8 protein-coding genes are annotated in these 20,187 nt (G+C 39.6%); 7 read left to right on the top strand and 1 reads right to left on the bottom strand.

What is annotated here, in order from left to right; translation table 11 throughout:
* Positions 1–43: 43 nt before the first annotated feature.
* The 5 genes from IQ244_RS04695 (at position 44) to IQ244_RS32935 (ending at position 16,290) form a co-directional block, all read left to right on the top strand.
* Positions 44–7,810, top strand: a complete 7,767-nt coding sequence (locus tag IQ244_RS04695; protein WP_193890318.1) for a non-ribosomal peptide synthetase — start codon at positions 44–46, stop codon at positions 7,808–7,810.
* Positions 7,807–12,006 carry a non-ribosomal peptide synthetase gene (locus IQ244_RS04700; protein ID WP_193890320.1) on the top strand — a complete coding sequence of 1,400 codons (4,200 nt, stop codon included), beginning with the start codon at positions 7,807–7,809 and terminating at the stop codon, positions 12,004–12,006. The genes IQ244_RS04695 and IQ244_RS04700 overlap by 4 nt, the downstream gene beginning before the upstream one ends.
* Positions 12,007–12,100: 94 nt before the next feature.
* Positions 12,101–13,279: a 2-isopropylmalate synthase gene (locus IQ244_RS04705; protein ID WP_193890322.1), complete on the top strand. Its 1,179-nt coding sequence runs from the start codon at positions 12,101–12,103 to the stop codon at positions 13,277–13,279.
* Between the two features lie 239 nt (positions 13,280–13,518).
* Complete coding sequence (locus IQ244_RS04710; protein WP_193890324.1) at positions 13,519–15,543, top strand: ABC transporter ATP-binding protein/permease; 2,025 nt, start codon at positions 13,519–13,521, stop codon at positions 15,541–15,543.
* A 618-nt stretch (positions 15,544–16,161) separates the two neighbouring features.
* A complete protein-coding gene (locus IQ244_RS32935; RefSeq protein ID WP_265578901.1) occupies positions 16,162–16,290 on the top strand; it encodes a hypothetical protein in 129 nt (42 codons plus the stop codon).
* On the opposite strand, the gene xisF is transcribed toward IQ244_RS32935, so the two are convergent.
* On the bottom strand, positions 16,287–17,831 hold the full coding sequence (gene xisF, locus IQ244_RS04715) for a fdxN element excision recombinase XisF (RefSeq protein ID WP_193890326.1): 1,545 nt from the start codon (positions 17,829–17,831) through the stop codon (positions 16,287–16,289). The two genes, IQ244_RS32935 and xisF, sit on opposite strands and share 4 nt — an antisense overlap.
* A gap of 109 nt (positions 17,832–17,940) precedes the next feature.
* On the opposite strand from xisF, the gene nifS reads away from it, so the two are divergent.
* The gene (nifS, locus tag IQ244_RS04720) at positions 17,941–19,143 is read left to right on the top strand and encodes a cysteine desulfurase NifS (RefSeq protein WP_193890328.1); all 1,203 of its coding nucleotides are present in this window, start codon (positions 17,941–17,943) and stop codon (positions 19,141–19,143) included.
* Positions 19,144–19,253: 110 nt separating this feature from the next.
* A complete protein-coding gene (nifU, locus tag IQ244_RS04725; RefSeq protein ID WP_193890330.1) occupies positions 19,254–20,174 on the top strand; it encodes a Fe-S cluster assembly protein NifU in 921 nt (306 codons plus the stop codon).
* The last annotated feature ends 13 nt before the right edge of the window (positions 20,175–20,187 follow it).

Here is a 20,187-nt window from a genome sequence, read left to right on the forward strand (position 1 = left end):
GAGTTTTTAATTACGAGTTACCAATTATAAATTAACTTTTATCATGAGCGATTTATTGAAACGTCTTGACAGCCTATCACCAGAAAAACGAGAATTAGTTCTACAAAAATTAAAACAGCAGCAGAAACCATCTCTCTTCACGCCCGTATCTAGGGAACAAAATCTTCCTCTATCTTTTGCTCAACAAAGACTATGGTTTATTGACCAATTAGAAGGTGAAAACTGTGTCTATAATGTCCCGTTTTTCTGGCGAATTGAAGGTTTACTAGATATCAATGTTTTAGAAAAAGCCATTTTAGAAATTGTGCAACGTCATGAGGTCTTACGCACAAGTTTTTCTATGGTCGATGAGTCACCGGTACAGGTAATTCATGCTCATCTTCAAGTGAAAATACAGGTGCTAGACTGGCGACAAATCCCAGCAGCAGAACAATTAAGCAAGGCGCAACATTTAGCAACAACAGAATTACAACAGTCATTCGACTTATCAAACCCGCCTTTACTAAGAGTCAAGCTGTTAAAACTAGCTGATCAATCCCATCTATTGCTGTTGGTTATCCATCATATTATTTGTGATGGTTGGTCAATAGATATTTTCCGTCAGGAATTGTTCACTCTCTATAAAGCTTTTTATGCTGAGGAATCCTCTTTTTTACCAGCGTTATCTCTACAATACGCCGATTTCGCCCATTGGCAAAGACAATACTTACAGGGAGAGGTACTGCAAAATCAACTAAATTACTGGCAAAAGCAATTAGCAGATGTCCCTCCTTTGTTAGAATTACCCACAGATCAACCGCGTCCCTCAGTTCAGAGTTTTAGGGGAAGCAGTGAGTTTTTAGCAATCAATCAAGATTTAACACAGAAGTTAAAGCGGTTAAGTCAGGAGTCAGGAACTACTTTGTTTATGACTTTATTGGCGGTATTCGCTCTATTATTGTCGCGCTACAGTGGACAAAAAGATATTATTGTTGGTTCTGCGATCGCCAATCGTAACCGTAGAGAGATAGAGCCGTTGATTGGCTTTTTTGTCAATACTTTGGCTTTGCGTACCAACTTAGAAGGAAATCCCAGTTTCTTAGAGTTACTACAAAGGGTGAAGCAAGTAACTCTGGACGCTTATGATCACCAAGATTTACCCTTTGAGAAATTAGTTGATGAATTGGGATTAGAGCGATCGCTTGCTCATCATCCCCTATTTCAAGTCGCTTTTGGTTTGCAAGGTGGAACCCCAGAAACACTAAGCATTCCTGGGTTAACTCTCACCCGGTTTGAGTGGGAAAACACCACAACATTCTTTGATTTATCCTTGATTTTCCGTGAAACTCCCCACGGTTTAAGAGGTGAATGGGAATACGCAACCGATTTGTTTGCGGCTGAAACTATCCAAGGGATGATACAACATTTTAAAGTTCTACTGAAGCAAATTATTGATAATCCCAATCAATCAATTAATACTTTATCTTTGCTAACAGAGGATGAACGTCAGCAACTACAAATCTGGAATCAAACTCAAACAGAATATCCTCAAGATACAACTTTAGTTGACTTATTTGAACAACAAGTTACAAAAAATCCTGATAATTTAGCTGTAGTTTTTGAATCTCATGTAAGAGGGAACAGGGAACAGGGAACAGGTAACAGTAAAGAGTTAAAAACCTTAACTTATCAAGAACTGAATCAAAAGGCGGAGCAATTAGCTGAGTATTTAATTGAAAACTACCAAATTCCACCAGATACCTTAATTGGTATTTCTGTGGAACGCTCTTTAGAAATGATAATTGGTGTCCTTGGTATTCTCAAATCTGGTGGTGCATACCTACCGATTGATCCTAATTATCCCCCAGAGAGAATTCAGTTCATGTTAGAAGATTCTGGGGTATCAGTATTATTAAGTCAAAGTTATTTATTAGATAAATTACCTTTAGATAGTTTAGAAAATCCTGTTACAGTTGTTTGTTTAGATGATGGCTCACGCAAAGGCGCAAAGGCGCAAAGGGAAATATGTAAAAATCTAGTTAAGCCTGATAATTTAGCTTATGTTATCTACACTTCTGGTTCTACTGGAAAACCAAAGGGTGTGATGATTGAGCATAAGGCAATTGTTAATTTAGCCTTGGGTTGGGTTGAAACTTTTCAATTTCAACCTCACAGTCGCTTGCTGCAATTTGGTTCTTTTAGTTTCGATTTATCTATTGGTGAAATTGCGACTGCTTTATCCGCAGGTGCTTGTTTATATTTAGCTAATCAAGAAACTTTATTACCTAGTCAAACCTTAGTTGATTTTTTAACTGAACATAAAATTACCCATCTCTTTTTACCACCATCTGCTTTAGCGACATTACCAAAAGCAACTCTGACAAATTTACAATCCATCGGCGTTGGTGGGGAGGCTTGTCCGGCAGAATTAGTGAGCGAGTGGGGAACGGGACGACGTTTCTATAACTGCTACGGGCCGACAGAATGTACAGTTATTTCGGCAATATCTCTTTGTCAAGCCAATGGCAAAAAACCGCTAATTGGTAAACCTTCAGCTAATCTCCGCATTTATATTTTAGATGCTAACAATCAACTACTACCCCCAGGAATACAGGGGGAATTATGTGTTGCGGGAGTAGGTTTAGCACGAGGTTATCTCAACCGTCCCGAAACTACTGCCCACAAATTTATTGAAATTGATTTGTTTGGTAAAACTGAGCGCATTTATAAAACTGGTGACTTAGCCAGATGGAATGCTAACGGTAATTTAGAATATTTGGGTCGGATTGATGAGCAGATAAAATTACGCGGCTTCAGAATTGAACTCGGAGAAATTGAAGCTTTATTATTACAACATCCCTTAGTTCAAGAAGCTGTTGTCATTTTATATGAATCTGATAGCAATGCCAGATTAGTAGCTTATATTACGGAAGCAGAAAAAACCGCTAATTTAGCTGTTGAAGTGAGGGATTACCTGAAAAATCAATTGCCAAATTATATGATTCCTAGCCAGATTATGGTTTTGGAACAATTACCTTTGACTGCTAATGGTAAATTAGATCGACGAGCATTACCAGCACCAAATACAGCCAGTGGTAGTGATTTGGAAATACCAGTAACTCCCACAGAAGAATTACTAGCTAGTTTATGGCAAGGCTTATTAAAAATTAAATCTGTTGGTCGCTCGGATAACTTTTTTGAACGGGGGGGGAATTCCCTGTTAGCAACTCAATTAATTGCCCGTATTCGTGATAGTTTTGGGGTTGAATTATCTGTCCGCAAGGTATTTGAGCAAAGCATTTTGTCTGAGTTGGCGCGAGAAATTGACAAAGTGTCTGCGAGCGTTACTTTAACTGTTATCGCACCCCAGCCAGAAAATCAACCTAAAACTCTGTCTTTTGCCCAATCAAGACTCTGGTTTTTAGCCCAACTTGAAGGTAAAGGAACTTCTTCCACCTACAATATGCCGATCGCATTTCAACTTGATGGCAACCTAAATGTAGAAGCTCTACGGCAGAGTTTAACTTATTTGCTGCAACGGCATACTATTTTACGCACTTATTTTCCTGCCTTGGAAGGAGAACCGCAGGTAGTAGTTAAAAATCTAGAAGATATGGAAGTGCTGGAAGTTGCAGACTTACAAGCACTCAATCCCCATACTCAAGCAGACACTGTACAACAGTTGGCCAATACCCACGCTCAAGAACCCTTCGATTTAAATACTGACTCCCTGTTTAGAGCCAAACTACTACAACTCAACGAACAGAAAAATGTCCTACTGATTAACATTCACCACATTATCAGTGATGGCTGGTCGATGGGTATATTTAAGCGGGAATGGGAAAAAGCATACACCGCTTTTGCAGTCGGTTCTACCCCAAACTTATCACCCTTACCAATTCAGTATAGTGATTATGCAGCTTGGCAACGCAATTGGTTACAAGCGGAGATTTTATCAACTCAGGAAAATTATTGGCAACAACAACTAGGCGATGCGCCGCGCTTGCTGGAGTTACCTACAGATTGTCCCCGTCCAGCGCAGCAAAGTTACCAAGGTGAGCGTGAAGAATTTTGCTTGAGCAAAGAACTGACTCAAAAACTGAAACACCTGAGTCAACAACAGGGAGTGAGTTTATTTATGACTCTGTTGACGGCTTTCAATATCTTACTATCACGTTACAGCCGCCAAGAGGATTTATGTGTTGGCAGCGCGATCGCTAACCGTACCCATAGTTACACAGAAGGGTTAATTGGCTTTTTTGTAAACACCTTAGTATTGCGGAGCAAAATCAAGCCAGAACAAGGATTTATTGATTTACTCCAACAAACCCGCCAAACCTGCTTAGATGCTTATGCTCATCAAGATATTCCCTTTGAGTATTTGGTAGAACAACTGCAACCAGAACGCAGTCTCAGTCATAATCCCTTATTCCAAGTGATGATGGTGTTGCAAAACGCAGCGGGAGCCGGGGCGAGTGTCAGTTTACCAGGGCTTGATATTAAATACTTGGAACAAAGTTTCCCGTTTGCCAAATTTGATTTATTGCTGGATTTGTGCGAACGAGATGAGCAGCTACATTGTATGTGGGAATATGCCACAGATTTATTTGCGGCATCAACAATTAGGCGTATGGCTGGACATTTTGAAGTTTTGCTGACAGCAATTACCCAAAATCCCCAACAGCCGATTTATCAGCTACCCATCATCACCCCAGCCGAAATCCAACAACTGCAAATTTGGAATCAAACCGAGACACATTATCCTCATAACTCTACTTTGGTAACTCTGTTTGAACAACAGGTAGCAAAAACACCCGATAAGATTGCAGTTGTGTTTGCAGATCAAAGCCTGAGTTATCAAGAACTCAATCAAAAGGCTAATCAACTGGCGCATCATCTCTTGCAACTCAAAAACCTATCTGATAATCCATTGATAGCGATTTGCATTGATCGTTCCTTGGAAATGCTCATTGGTATCTTGGCTATCCTCAAAGCTGGTGGGGCTTATGTACCGATTGATCCGAGTTATCCCCAAGAACGCATTTATTTGATGCTGGAAGATAGTAATGCGTCTGTATTATTAACAACTAAATCGCTGAAGAAGCAACTGCCTTTAGAAAAGCTAAAAAATACTTCTCAAGTAGTATTTATAGATGAACAAACATGGACGAAACAGTCAACAAATAATCCTCAGCTAAACACTTGCACTGATGATTTAGCTTATGTAATTTACACTTCTGGTTCTACTGGAAGACCTAAAGGAGTGGCGATTTGTCACTCCTCACTGACTAATTTCCTATATTCCATGAAAGAACAGCCTGGAATAAACGCTTCCGATACTCTCCTGGCTGTGACAACTATATCTTTTGATATTGCTGCACTGGAAATTTATTTACCTCTAATAGTAGGAGCAAAAATAATTCTAGCCAGTAGAGAAATTGCCTCTGACGGTTTACAGTTAGCAGAACAATTAGTTAATGATGCCGTTACTTTTATGCAAGCTACTCCTGCTACCTGGCGGATGTTGTTAGCCGCAGGATGGAAAGGTTCAAGCAAACTTAAAATTTGCTGCGGTGGTGAGGCATTAACTTGGGAACTGGCTCATCAACTAATAGAAAGAAGTGCTGAACTTTGGAATTTATATGGCCCAACGGAGACTACCATTTGGTCAGATATTTATCCTGTAAATACTTTTGAGCAAAAAGAATATTTTCAAGGATCTGTATTATCCATTGGGAAGGCGATCGCTAATACTCGCATTTATATTTTAGATAATTACAATCAACCCCTTCCCCCAGGAATACCAGGGGAACTCTGCATTGCGGGCGCAGGTTTAGCACAGGGTTATTTACATCGTCCTGATTTAACCGCCACAAAATTTCTGGAAGTTAATTTATTTGGTAAAAATGAGCGCATCTATAAAACTGGTGATTTAGCCCGTTGGCTACCTGATGGTAATTTACAATATTTAAGACGGATTGATCATCAAATCAAACTGCGTGGTTTTCGCATTGAATTAGGCGAAATTGAAACATCTTTAATCAAACACTCAAAAATTCAAGAAGCGGTTGTCATCGTACAACAAGAAACTGAGTTTGATCAACGTCTAGTCGCCTATATTGTCCCCACACCAACAGAAGATGACTATCTCCAATGTGAGCAAGTGGAATTATGGCAACAAATTTTCAATGATACGTACCATCAATCGCAAAAACCAGAAGATGATCCTACCCTGAATTTAGCTAGTTGGATTAACAGCTATACGGGAGAACCTTATCCCAAAACTGTAATGCAAGAATGGCGAGATACAACCGTTGAGCAAATTTTAGAACTTGCACCCAAAAAGGTATGGGAAATCGGTTGTGGGACAGGGATGTTATTGTTTAAAATTGCACCCCATTGTCAGCATTATTTAGGCACAGATTTTTCATCAGGTGGATTGCAGTATATTGAACAATATCTCAAACAGCAGTCTCTCCAAAACAAAGTTACTTTAAAACAAAGTGCAGCTAACCAATTTGATGGCATTGGCACAAATGCTTATGACTTGGTAATCATCAATTCTGTAATTCAGTATTTCCCTTCCTTAGATTACTTGTTGTCAGTCATTGAAGGGGCTATCAAAACTGTGAGTCATCAAGGAAAAATCTTTATAGGCGATGTACGAAATCTGCATTTATTAGCGGCTTTTCACACCGCACTAGACTTTTATCGCGCCCCTGATCAATTATCAATTCACGACTTACGCCAACAGATTCAAAAAAGTATAGAGACTGAAGGAGAATTACTAATTGAGCCTGATTTCTTTATCGCACTCAAACAAAAATTCCCTCGAATTAGTCACGTAAAAATTGAATTAAAACGGGGTTATAATCATACAGAAATGAGCCGTTTTCGCTACAATGTTGTTTTATTTTTAGATGGTCAATATTCTATTTCTGTAGAACCGCAATGTTTGAGTTGGCAAGAACAACAGTTAAATTTGGAAACAATTGAGAAAATTCTAACAACTCAGCAACCCGATTTATTAAGCATTGAAGATATTCCCAATGCCCGGCTAACTTCAGAAATGACGTTGTTAGAAAAAGTAGCTCAATTAGATGGTACTGTTACAGATTTAAAAGCAGTAATTTCACAAATTAACTCAGGCATAGAACCAGAAATATTCCGAACTTTAACACAAAATTTACCTTATACACCTTTTATTCAATACAGTTCTACCAATTTTGCTAATTACGATGTTGTTTTGCAAAGGAATATACCTGGATGGGAGAAAATACCAAGATTTAATCAAGGGGCAAATTGGCGACTGAAACCTTGGCAAAATTACGCCAATCAACCATTACAATATCGCACCCATCAAGTTGATCCAGCGTTATTAGAAGAATGGCGAGATTTTCTGGCAAAAAATCTTCCTGATTATATGATTCCTAGCCATTTCGTTGTTTTAGAAAAACTACCATTAACACCAAATGGCAAAATAGATCGCAAAGCTTTACCCGCACGAAGTAAAGCAGTTGTAGCCACAAATATTGAATTACCTGTAACAGAAACAGAAAAATTACTAGCTCAACTATGGACAAAGTTGCTGAAATATGAAGCCATAGCCCGACAAGATAACTTCTTCAACTTGGGAGGACATTCCCTATTAGCCACTCAATTGTGCTACCGCATCCGCGACGTATTCAAGGTAGAAATACCACTGCGTCAAGTATTTGAGTCTCCCATACTCAGTGAATTGGCAAATTATATAGATAGCTGTATTTGGGTTAATTCCACCAGCGCAGATATACAACCTTTAAACTCAGACGAAGAGGAAATCGAACTATGACCATGACACAAAATCAGCAAATAGTTTCTTTAATGCTTCGTTTGCAGAATATGGGCTGCCGAATTTGGGCTGAAGATGATAAGTTACGGATTCGTACTAGCAAAAACACCCTCACTGCTGAACTCAAGCAGGACATTCAAAACAACAAAGCAGACATTTTAGCCTTCTTGAAAGCTGCTAGGACGCATGTCATCACAGAGGAAATTCCCACTTTAAGTGCTGACTCTCCTAAGCCTCTTTCCTTTGCTCAACAACGCCTCTGGCTATTAGCACAACTCCAAGAGTCATCAGCCGCTTACAATATGCCGATCGCTCTCCAATTAAACGGCAAATTGAATATTGATGCTCTGCGCTCTAGTTTGGCTTATCTGCTGAATCGCCACGACAGCCTGAGAATGTATTTCCCTGCGATCGCAGGACAACCCCAAATTGCTATCCGCAATTTAGACGAAATCAAAGTTTTAACTGTAGAAGATTGCCGGGAAGAAGCAGGGGAGCAGGGGAGCAGGGGAGCAGGGGAGAAATTTCTACAATGCCCAAATATCCAAAATTTAATTGATGCTCATGCTCAAGAACCCTTTGAGTTAAATACTGGCCCTTTGTTTAAAGCCAAACTACTGCAATTGAGCGATCTCCAATATGTGTTGCTGATCAATATGCACCACATTATCAGTGATGGCTGGTCAATGGGGGTATTTGTGCGGGAGTTACGGCAAGCCTATACTGCCTTTACCCAAGGTCAAACCCCAAATCTTGCTCCCTTACCGATTCAATACAGCGACTATGCAACTTGGCAACGTAACTGGTTACAAGGGGAGGTTTTAGAAAAGCAGATTAATTACTGGAAACATCAACTAGGTGATGCTTCCCCATTACTGAAATTGCCTACCGATTCTCCCCGCCCAGCACAACAAAGTTACAGAGGCGATCGCTTTCTTTACTCTCTCACGCCACAATTAAGTACAGCTGTTAAAACTTTCAGTCAACAACAAGGTGCAAGTCTATTTATGACCTTGTTGGCTATTTTGAGTATTCTGCTATCTCGTTACAGTCGCCAAGACGATTTGTGTATTGGTTCTCCCATTGCCAACCGCACCCATAGCCAAACTGATTCATTAATTGGCTTTTTTGTCAATACTTTGATATTGCGTAACCAAATCAAACCTGAGCAAAGTTTTATCGAGTTCCTGCAACAAACTCGCCAAACTTGTTTAGATGCTTATGCTCATCAAGATATCCCCTTTGAGTTGCTGGTGGAAAAGTTACAACCAGAACGCAGCATAAGTTATAACCCTTTATTCCAGGTGATGTTTGCGCTGGAAAATAATGAAAGTCCAGACTTGAGTTTACCAGGATTAGATATTCAATGGCTGGGAGTCAAGGGTGCGATCGCTAAGTTTGACTTAACCCTGATGGTGATGGAATATGACAACCGATTAAATTGCTCTTGGGAATACGCCACTGACCTTTTTGATAAGGCTACTATCCAACGGATGGCGGAACAATTTGAAGTTCTGCTCAAAGGAATTATTGATAACCCGAACCAACCGATTAATACTCTACCGTTGATGACAGCAGCTGAACTGCTACAACTACAAGGCTGGAATCAAACTCACACCGAATATCCTCACAATAAAACTTTGGTTGATTTGTTTGAGGCACAAGTTACTAAAAACCCTCATCATATCGCTTTAGTCTTTGAGTCTCAACAGCTAACTTATCAACAACTTAATCAGAAAGCTAACCAACTTGCTCATTATTTAATTCAAAATTACCAAATTCAGCCAGATACCTTAATTGGTATTTGTGTCGAACGTTCTTTAGAAATGATTATTGGCGTACTCGGTATTCTCAAAGCAGGTGGGGCTTATGTACCGATTGACTCTAATTATCCTCAAGAACGTATTGAATTAATGCTAGAAGATTCTGGGATATCAGTATTACTAACTCAAAGTTTTTTATTAGACCAATTACCTTTTGCTAATCAAGTCATTTGTTTGGATGCGGAACCTTTTAACGAAGAATTAACTGAAAACCCTAGTCCCCAAAGTCAGCCTGATAATTTAGCTTACGTTATCTATACCTCTGGTTCGACGGGAAGACCAAAGGGAGTGATGATTGAGCATCAAGCAATTGTTAATCTAGCCTTAGCCTGGGCTGAAACTTTTCAAGTTCAACACTACAGTCGTTTGCTTCAGTTTGGGTCTTTTAGTTTCGATTTATCTATTGGTGAAATTGCTACTGCTTTATCCGCAGGTGCTTGTTTATATCTAGCACCTAAAGAAACTTTGTTACCCAGTCAAGCCTTAGTTGATTTTTCAACTGAACACAAAATTACTAATATCTTTTTACCTCCCTCGGTGTTGTCTGTTTTACCAAGGGTGACTCTCGGCAATTTACAAACTATAAGCGTTGGTGGAGAGGCTTGTACTGCTGAATTAGTTAGTCAGTGGGGAATAAAACAACGTTTATATAATTGCTATGGGCCAACAGAATCTACTGTGACTGCGGCGATTTCTCTTTGTCAACCTAATGGCAAAAAACCAACTATTGGTAAACCAATATCTAATATAAACATCCATATTTTGGATACACATAATCAACCTTTACCTACTGGTATTCCTGGCGAATTGTGTATTGCTGGAGTGGGTTTAGCGCGGGGTTATCTCAACCGTTCCGAAACTACTGCTGAAAAATTTATTGAAATTGATTTATTCGGTAAAACTGAAAAAATTTATAAAACTGGTGACTTAGCCAGATGGAATGCTGATGGCAATCTAGAATATCTGGGGCGCATTGACGAGCAGGTGAAATTACGCGGCTTTAGAATTGAACTCGGTGAAATTGAATCACTCTTATTGCAACATCCATCAGTTAAAGAAGCCATTGTAACTTTACATAAAACTGAGAGCAACCAGAGTTTAATTGCATACGTAACAGGAATTCGTAATGATTTATCTACTGAATTGAAAAATCATCTCAAATCTCGTCTACCCGATTACATGATTCCGGCTCAGATTATTACCTTGGATAAGTTACCTTTAACTCCCAATGGCAAAATTGACCGTAAAACTTTACCTGCTCCTAATGTTGAAATTGAAGGGTTATACACAGCCCCACGCAACAAAGTTGAAAAACAACTAGCGCAATTATGGTCAGTTGTTCTTGAACGTCAAAAAATTGGCATTCATCATAACTTTTTCGACTTGGGGGGTCATTCTCTCTTGGCTATGAAGTTGCTCAATCATATTCAACAAGAGTTTGGGAAACAACTTTCCTTGAGCAGTTTATTTCAAAACCCTACCATTGCTCAACTAGCAGAACAACTCTCTAATAATGAGGTGCAACAGTCCCATCCCGATTTACTGTTACTCAAACCTCAAGGAGATGCAACCCCTCTATTTTGTCTACCTGGCGCAAATGGACACGGCTTCTATTTTCAAGATTTGGTTATCAATTTAGGAAATGAGCATCCAGTTTATGGGCTAGAAACTCCAGGAAGAGATGGACTGAGTGCAGTTCCAAACTCAGTAGAACTTCATGCAAGTCAATTGATTGAGCTATTACGCCAACAGCAACCCAAAAGTCCGTATCTACTTGCAGGATACTCATCAGGTTGTGCTGTTGCTTTTGAAATAGCTTCCCAACTGGAACAGCAAGGTGAAAAAGTTAGTTTACTGGCTATTTTGGATGCTGGTCTGGTTTCTCATCCTGAGCATTTAATTAATAGAAAAGAGATTGATTGGATTTGGCAATTACTCCAACGGATTGAAGCTTTAAAGGGAGTTTCTTTAGGTTTAAAATACGCTGATTTAGCTGCTCAACACGATGACCAAGCCCGTTGGGATGTAGCAGCACAGTATTTATACAAACATAACGTCCTACCAGAACACTCAAGCCTTGATTTACTAAAAAACAATATGCAGGTGATGAAAATGCTGACGCTCAATTACGCGAATTATCAGCCTACCCATCGGATTTCTGCACCGATTGTTTTATTCCGCGCTCAAGAAGTCCATGAAATTGTGTTGCAAGAACTCCAAGCTATTTCCAATTACGATTTACCGGATTGGGGATGGAAATCGTATACCCACAACCCTGTCAAGGTAATCTCTATACCTGGAAACCACGGTCGAATGCTTTATGAACCCAATGTAAAAATCTTAGCCACCCAATTACGGATGATGATGTCTTAATCGGTCAAGAGGTTTGTAGTAAGAATTAAAGTTCTTACTACAAACTGATTCAATCATTAACCTAATTTTCTTAATTTTGAATTGGTATACAAAAATGCAAACTCTTCCGATCAAAATTTACGATGAAACCCTACGAGATGGGGAACAACAAGTAGGCATTTTCTTCCCTTACTCAACTAAACACAAACTTGCCCATCTGATTGCTCAAACAGGAATTGATGGAATCGCCATCATGCCAAGTGTCTGTGAACAAGAAGCCGAGCTAGTCAAATCCTTAGTATCAGAGGGATGGGATGATTTGATTACGGCTGATACGATGATGGGAAAAGAGTACATTGATCACGCAAAAAGCTGCGGAGTAAAGCGCATCATTCTATTTCATGCAGTTTCTGACCGACTCCTGTTTTTACGCAATCCCCACATCCGCCTGATGAGCGAATACCAAGGTAAAACTATTGATGACGATATCCCATCTCATATCATCAATAAAATTCGTCAAGATGCTCTTAATGTGATTGTGGAAAATCTGCACTATGCCACAAAAGTAGCTGGCTTGAGAGTGGATTTTGCAGCCGAAGATGCTTCTAGGGCAGATTTTGATTTTTTAGTAGAATGTATTCGCTTATCCAGTCCTTATATCGAACATTTCTTGCTGTGCGATACAGTGGGGGTTCTCACTCCCGAAAAGAGTTATATCTGGGTTAACGACTTGCTCCAATCTACAACCGGGGTAGCATTGGGAGTACATTATCACAACGATATGGGTTTGGCTTTAGAAAATACTCTCCAATCTCTGATGGCGGGAGCAATTTTAGTATCTGGGACATTTTGTGGCTTAGGGGAACGAGCCGGAAATGTTGCGCTTGAGCAAGTGTTAAATGGGTTGCAAGTTCGCTTCGGCATAGAAGTTGAGGGGATCAACTACGATACTATAACAGCAGTGACTAATTACATCGAGCAAATGGGGATTCGTCCTGCACCACCTTATTCTCAAACGGCACAACGTCACGAATCTGGTATTCACGTTAATTCTTTGTTTCGTGACCCCAAGAGCTATGCTGTATTTCGTCATAACAAGATAGATATTGTATTTGGCAAATGGAGTGGAGTCAGTAATTTCCAATATCTATTTGAAAAGCAACTGCAAAATCCTCAACCCAGAAAGCAGTACGAGAAAATGCGTGCCGTAATCAAATCTCTGGCGACGGAACAAGAGCGCTATTTTACAGCCAACGAAGTCTTAGAATTATGGAAAGATGGTATCTTTGAATAGTCCATTGTGCTAATTTACAACTCACAATTCCTAATCGTTAAAGACTCAGGAGAATATTGGCTCAATCCGGGATTTATATCAATGCTGGCTTGTCAATCCTGAGTATTGATATAGGAATTTTATTTAATTTTTGTTGGCGTAGCCTGGGATTTGTGCTTACCAATTCCCTGTATATCTATTAGCCTACTTTTGGTGTTACCTATTATCTGCCACAAAAGACTAAAATCATTTTTATCCAGATGCAAGCTACAAGTTTTATTAATAAATCCGCAAACAATAATTCTGCTCCAGTTGCAAATCAATTTTGGAAGAACTTCCAAGCAATTATCGGGCCTTATTGGTATCCCACAGATATGAGCGGCAGGCCGTTTTCTGATGTGATTCGGACATGGGGAATGCTATTTCTCCTAATATTATTAATCATCGCCCTAGTAGGGGTAACTGTTTTTAATAGCTTTGTGAACCGCTATTTACTTGATGTTATTACTGAAGAAAAAGATTTAAAGAAATTTATTGATATATTATTGCTTTATGGTGTAGCCCTAGTTTCGGTAACACTTTTAGTAGGATTTTCTAAATTTATTAGGAAACGAATTGCTCTCGATTGGTATAATTGGCTTAATAATCATATTTTATCAAAATACTTAAGTAATCGTGCTTATTATAAAATCAACTTTAAATCCGATGTTAATAATCCAGATCAACAAATTGCTCAAGAAATAGAACCTTTAACCAGATATGTTCTCAGTTTTTTAGCTACGTTTCTAGAGAAAATTCTAGAGATGACAGCTTTTATAGTTATTCTCTGGTCTCTCTCCCAATTTGTAGCAATTGCTGTAGTTTGTTATACTATAATTGGTAATGTAATTGCCGTTTACTTGGCTCAAGAATTAAATAAAATTAGACAAGAAGAACTTGAATCTACAGCAGACTATACTTACAGTGTCACGCATATTCGGAATCATGCTGAATCAATAGCTTTTTTTCAGGGAGAAGAGCAAGAGTTAAATATCATTCAGCGCAGATTTAATAAGATTGTTGAAGGTACTAAACGCAAGATTAATTGGGAGAGGAGCCAAGATATTTTTAATAGAGGATATCAGGCTGTAATTCAAATATTTCCATTTATAGTATTCGGGCCTTTACAGATTAAGGGTGAAATTGATTTTGGCGAAATCGCTCAAGCTAGTTTAGCTTGTAATCTGTTCGCCAATGCAATGGCAGAATTAATCAGAGAATTTGCAACTTCAGGCCGCTTTTCCAGTTATATTGATCGTTTGGTTGAACTGTCGGAAGCATTAACAGTTGTCACTAAACAACCAGAAAATGTCAGTACAATTAAAACCAGAGAAGAGAAACGACTAGCCTTTGAGAATGTTACTTTACAAACACCCAATTATGAACAGGTAATTGTTGAGGAATTGTCGCTGACTGTTCAGCCTGGAGAGGGTTTGTTAATTGTCGGGCCTAGCGGTCGAGGAAAAAGTTCTCTGTTGAGAGCGATCGCAGGCTTGTGGAACTCAGGAACCGGTAGTGTGATCAGACCTCCCTTAGAAGACGTATTATTTTTACCTCAACGTCCTTACATCATTTTAGGAACTTTGCGCGAACAGTTACTCTATCCACACACAAAACGGGGAATGACCGATGCAGAAATCAAAGATGTTTTGCAACAAGTAAACTTACAAAACTTACTAAGTCGAGTTGAAGGTTTTGATACAGAAGTTCCTTGGGAAAATATATTATCGCTAGGAGAACAGCAACGTCTGGCTTTCGCACGCTTATTAGTCAGTCATCCAAGATTCACCATATTAGATGAAGCAACAAGTGCCTTGGATTTGAAAAATGAAGGGAATTTATACAAACAATTACAAGATACAAAAACAACATTTATTAGTGTAGGGCATAGAGAAAGCTTATTTGATTATCATCAATGGGTTTTGGAACTTTCACAAGCTTCTAGTTGGCAACTTCTGAGTATTCAAGATTATCGAAACCAAAAAACAATTACCGTAAACTCGACAGAAAATACTCGCATTACTCAAGACAATTTACCTAAAAATGAATATCAAAGCAAATCAGCAACATCAATTCAAAAAACTCTCATTGAAGGTCTTTCTCATAAAGAAATGAGTGAATTAACTTCCTATACTATTAATACTATTAGGAGTAAGGCCAGCAAAGGAGAGACTGTTGCAGCGAGAGATGGCTTTACCTACCGCTATGACAAAGATCCTCATACACTGAAATGGATCAAAGTTTAGTGATTACTTACGTAAGTCGATGCAATAAACCAAACTATGTAAAGAAACGTAAATAAGTCTCAAACTCTTTCTCTCTCTGCCTTATTCCAAAAATAATAGACCTGTTGCAAAATTCCCCGCACACCCCACCCGCCTTTGACACAAGTTAAAGGTGGGTGGGGTTCTTTTTTGATTTATGTAAGAAGTCTATTGATATCATTTGGTATTTCATTCATTACTACAATGCCTTATTGTTTATGTATTAATACTGCTTAATTCTCTTTTTCAGCATATTTTTTTTGATACATATTCAGAAGTATAGCTGTAGCCAAAGTAGTTAGGACATTGGTAAGCGATAAAACTTAAACAATAAGAGACTTTTAACTCTGTCACCTGCTATAGCTGCATAGCGCTTAATCTTCCAACAGGTTTTCAGAGCCTCTGAAGATGATTGCCAGACAAATTCTTTTCTACAGACAAGCTGTTAAATTACAGTTCCTTTGTCAGTACTTTAGTTTGGGTATTCAAACTACTTCTTAAAATTTTTCTCTCAAAACTAATTATTTTGAGTAACTGGCTTGTGATGAACAAAAAAATTTTGAACTTTCGCTATCCTCATATTAACTAACAATGGTACTTATGGTTTACGAAACTTGGTCACAAGTGGTAATTCGCACAGTTATGGAATGGGAAAAACGTAAAGCCGAGCTACAATCTACCTCGGCTATTCCAGAACAAAAAACAAAGTCTAAAAACAAAACTGCCTAGTAACGATACTCAATGGTTGTAATGAAGTTGCCATCTACACATATTTTTTTTACGCAACCATTGAGTATTAATCGTTTATCTTGGGCTTGAAGTCCTTGCCAGTAACTTTTATGAGAAAAAGCCTGGATAATGCGTTCTTTAGCAATCAGGGATTCTTTGGCTGTATTATTTGTTACGCCAAATGCGATCGCAATTTGTTCTTTGAGGTCATTTTTTATTTGTTCGATGGCTGAACTTGGCGGTAAAGTTTCTAGAGTATTCAGCGATGCACGCAGAGTTTTGACTTCTGGGGGTTCCTCAACAGGAATTTGCTCATCTGTGTCAACTAAGTTCGCTAATCTTTCAGCTTCTTGAGCTAAGAAATCTACTACTTGGATATCTAATATTTTGGATGAAATCATATTTTTATTGCCACAGTTGCCGGCTTTATACAAACGGCACTGAAAATAATAGATAGCCTCTCCATTTTTATTTATCCGTTTTGCATGGCGCGTCATTGAACCTCCACAATGGCTGCATTTGATTAAATTAGAAAATGGGTTCACTTCGTTCTCGTCTCTGGAAGCCCATCGGTTATTACGATTTTCTCTAATAATCTGTTTTACTCGTTCATGTTCGTCGTATGTGATGATGGCCTCATCGTCATGCGTTCCCCATTTTACCTTCCACTCGTCAAAGTGTTTGCGTTTTCCCTTTGATTTAACGTAAGTATCATAAGGTAAACCCCCTGCATAAACAGGGTTGACTAATAATGCTTTTAAACCTGCAATCGACCATCTCAGTCCAGACCACGGATAACGCAAGGGGTGGTTAACTTTATTTGGTGTAAAAACAATTTTATCTAAGTCATGATCACTCACAATCCGTGAAGATGTTTCCGCCTTGTTCCAATCAAAAGCCTTTGTTTCTATCCCAAAATCTGAATGCAGTTTACGCACAGTCGCCGCTACCGAACCGCACTCAAAAAAAGTGTTAAAAATATGTTTTGCCAAATCAGACGCAGTTAATTCTCTGCGTCCGGCTAACAAGCAAACGCATGGTGAGTCATCGCAGACATATTTATCTTTGTGGATACGATATCCCAATGGGGCAACTCGGTGACTTTTTCCTTGATTTACCCGATGACGACGTTCACTTTTTAACCTTTCCGTCACCATTCTGACCTCAAATTTGGCAGCCGCCAGTAACATATCTATTGTTAGTTCTCCGCCAAGACTGTCAGGGTCAACTCCTTGATCTAAGGCTATCAGTTTAATTCCCTTAGAACGCAGTACCTCCAACAATGAATAAAACAAGCGTGATGATGAACCAATACGGTCAATTCGGGTAAATTGTAGTGATTTTACTTTACCCTTAGGCGATGTCTGCAAATCATTAATTAATTGTTGTAACCCTTCTCTGACCTCCGTTGTCCGCGACTGAATATCCCAGTATACTTTTGAACATCCAGCACCACGTAAACGTTCTATTTGTTTACGCAATGCACCTTTATCTGTTTGCTGCTCTTCACCGCTGACTCTGGCGTAACCCCAATTTTCCATAACAACGCATAGATACAACCTTTATTATATTAGATAGTGAATACTTCTATTCTCAGAAATTCTCCGAACAATTGCAAAAGCATCAGGGTGAAATCCTAGGGGTATAAGAATGAGTGTCATTTATCTAGACAATAATGCGACTACTAAGATAGACCCACAGGTTTTAGAGGCAATGATGCCTTACTTAACCGAATATTACGCCAACCCCTCAAGTATGCACACCTTTGGCGGGCAACTTGGTAAAGCAGTGAAAACAGCCAGGGAACAACTAGCCGCCCTCCTCGGTGCAGATGAATCAGAAATTGTTTTTACTAGTTGTGGAACCGAGGGAGATAACGCAGCCATTCGCGCCGCTTTATTAGCCCAGCCCGAAAAACGCCACATCATCACCACCCAAGTAGAACACCCAGCGGTGCTGAATGTCTGCAAACAACTAGAAACCCAAGGTTATAGTGTTACCTATCTTTCAGTAAATAGTCAGGGACAGTTGGATCTAGATGAACTAGAAGCCTCTCTGACTGGGAACACAGCTTTGGTCAGCATCATGTATGCTAACAACGAGACAGGGACAATTTTCCCGATAGAACAGATTGGGTTACGCGTCAAAGAAAGCGGCGCACTCTTCCACGTCGATGCAGTGCAAGCAGTAGGTAAACTGGCACTGAACATGAAGACCAGCACCATAGATATGTTAACTATGTCTGGTCATAAGATTCACGCACCCAAAGGTATTGGCGCTTTGTATGTGCGTCGGGGCGTGAGATTTCGTCCCCTGTTGATTGGTGGACACCAAGAACGCGGTCGCCGCGCGGGTACAGAGAATGTTCCGGGTATCGTTGGTTTAGGTAAAGCAGCGGAATTAGAATTGCTGCATTTAGAAGAAGCAACTAATAGAGAAAGACAGTTGCGCGATCGCCTGGAACAAACCCTCCTCGCTAAAATCCCTGATTGCGAAGTTAACGGCGATACTAAAAACAGATTGCCCAACACCACCAACATCGGTTTTAAATATATCGAAGGTGAAGCAATTCTGTTGCTGTTAAACAAATACGGTATCTGTGCCTCATCTGGTTCCGCTTGCACCTCCGGTTCACTCGAACCATCCCACGTTCTGCGGGCAATGGGTTTACCATACACTACCTTACATGGTTCCATTCGCTTCAGTCTTTGTCGCTACACCACCGACGCTGAAATCGATCGCGTCATTGAAGTTATGCCCGAAATTGTAGAACGTCTCCGCGCTCTGTCACCATTCAAAAACGACGACGCGAGTTGGTTGCAATCTCAAGAACAAACATTAGCACATCGTTAATTAGGTTACAGGGAACAGGTTACAGGGAAAAGGAAATAGATAATTTATCACCTGTCACCTATCACCTATCACCTCTCTCCACTCAGCACTCGGAACTCAGCACTTAAAATATGTGGGACTACACAGATAAAGTATTAGAACTGTTTTACGATCCCAAGAATCAGGGAGTCATTGAAGAAACTAGCGAACCTGGAGTTAAGGTTGCAACGGGAGAAGTAGGCAGCATTTCCTGTGGTGATGCCCTCAGACTGCATCTAAAAGTAGAAGTAGAATCTGATAAAATTCTTGATGCCCGCTTCCAAACCTTTGGTTGTACCAGTGCGATCGCTTCTTCTAGCGCATTGACCGAAATGGTTAAGGGTTTAACTTTAGATGAAGCCCTGAAGGTATCTAACAAAGATATTGCCAATTATCTCGGCGGCTTACCTGAAGCCAAAATGCACTGCTCAGTAATGGGTCAAGAAGCTCTAGAAGCCGCAATCTATAACTATCGTGGCATTCCTCTGGCTGCCCATGACGACGATGACGAAGGCGCTTTAATTTGCACCTGCTTTGGTATCACTGATACAAAAATCCGTCGCGTAGTGAAAGAAAATAACCTTACTACTGCGGAGCAGGTAACAAATTATGTCAAAGCTGGTGGCGGGTGCGGTTCCTGTTTAACAAAAATTGATGATATTATTAAGGAAGTAGAGCAGGAACTCGCTACAACCAGCAAAAACAGCAATAACGACATAAAAACAACACAAATTCTTAACTCCGGTCAGATAGCTACAAAACCGCTGACCAACGTCCAAAAGATTGCCTTAATTCAAAAAGTCCTGGACGAAGAGGTAAGACCAGTATTAATCGCTGACGGTGGAGACGTAGAACTGTACGACATAGACGGAAATACCGTACAAGTAATCCTCAAAGGTGCTTGTGGTTCATGTTCTAGCAGCACCGCTACGCTGAAAATAGCAATTGAGTCCAGACTGCGCGATCGCATTAGCAAAGATATCGTAGTGCAAGCAGTTGAGCCATTGCTCTAAGTTTTACTCACAA

Source organism: Nostoc sp. LEGE 06077, assembly GCF_015207705.1.
Classification (GTDB): Bacteria; Cyanobacteriota; Cyanobacteriia; order Cyanobacteriales; family Nostocaceae; genus Nostoc_B.

Bases quoted from the DNA above. Each gene is read 5' to 3' on its own strand.
- IQ244_RS04695 (WP_193890318.1), top strand. From the start codon at position 44: ATGAGCGATTTATTGAAACGTCTTGACAGCCTATCACCAGAAAAACGA.
- IQ244_RS04700 (WP_193890320.1), top strand. From the start codon at position 7,807: ATGACCATGACACAAAATCAGCAAATAGTTTCTTTAATGCTTCGTTTG.
- IQ244_RS04705 (WP_193890322.1), top strand. From the start codon at position 12,101: ATGCAAACTCTTCCGATCAAAATTTACGATGAAACCCTACGAGATGGG.
- IQ244_RS04710 (WP_193890324.1), top strand. From the start codon at position 13,519: ATGCAAGCTACAAGTTTTATTAATAAATCCGCAAACAATAATTCTGCT.
- IQ244_RS32935 (WP_265578901.1), top strand. From the start codon at position 16,162: ATGGTTTACGAAACTTGGTCACAAGTGGTAATTCGCACAGTTATGGAA.
- xisF (WP_193890326.1), bottom strand. From the start codon at position 17,831: ATGGAAAATTGGGGTTACGCCAGAGTCAGCGGTGAAGAGCAGCAAACA.
- nifS (WP_193890328.1), top strand. From the start codon at position 17,941: ATGAGTGTCATTTATCTAGACAATAATGCGACTACTAAGATAGACCCA.
- nifU (WP_193890330.1), top strand. From the start codon at position 19,254: ATGTGGGACTACACAGATAAAGTATTAGAACTGTTTTACGATCCCAAG.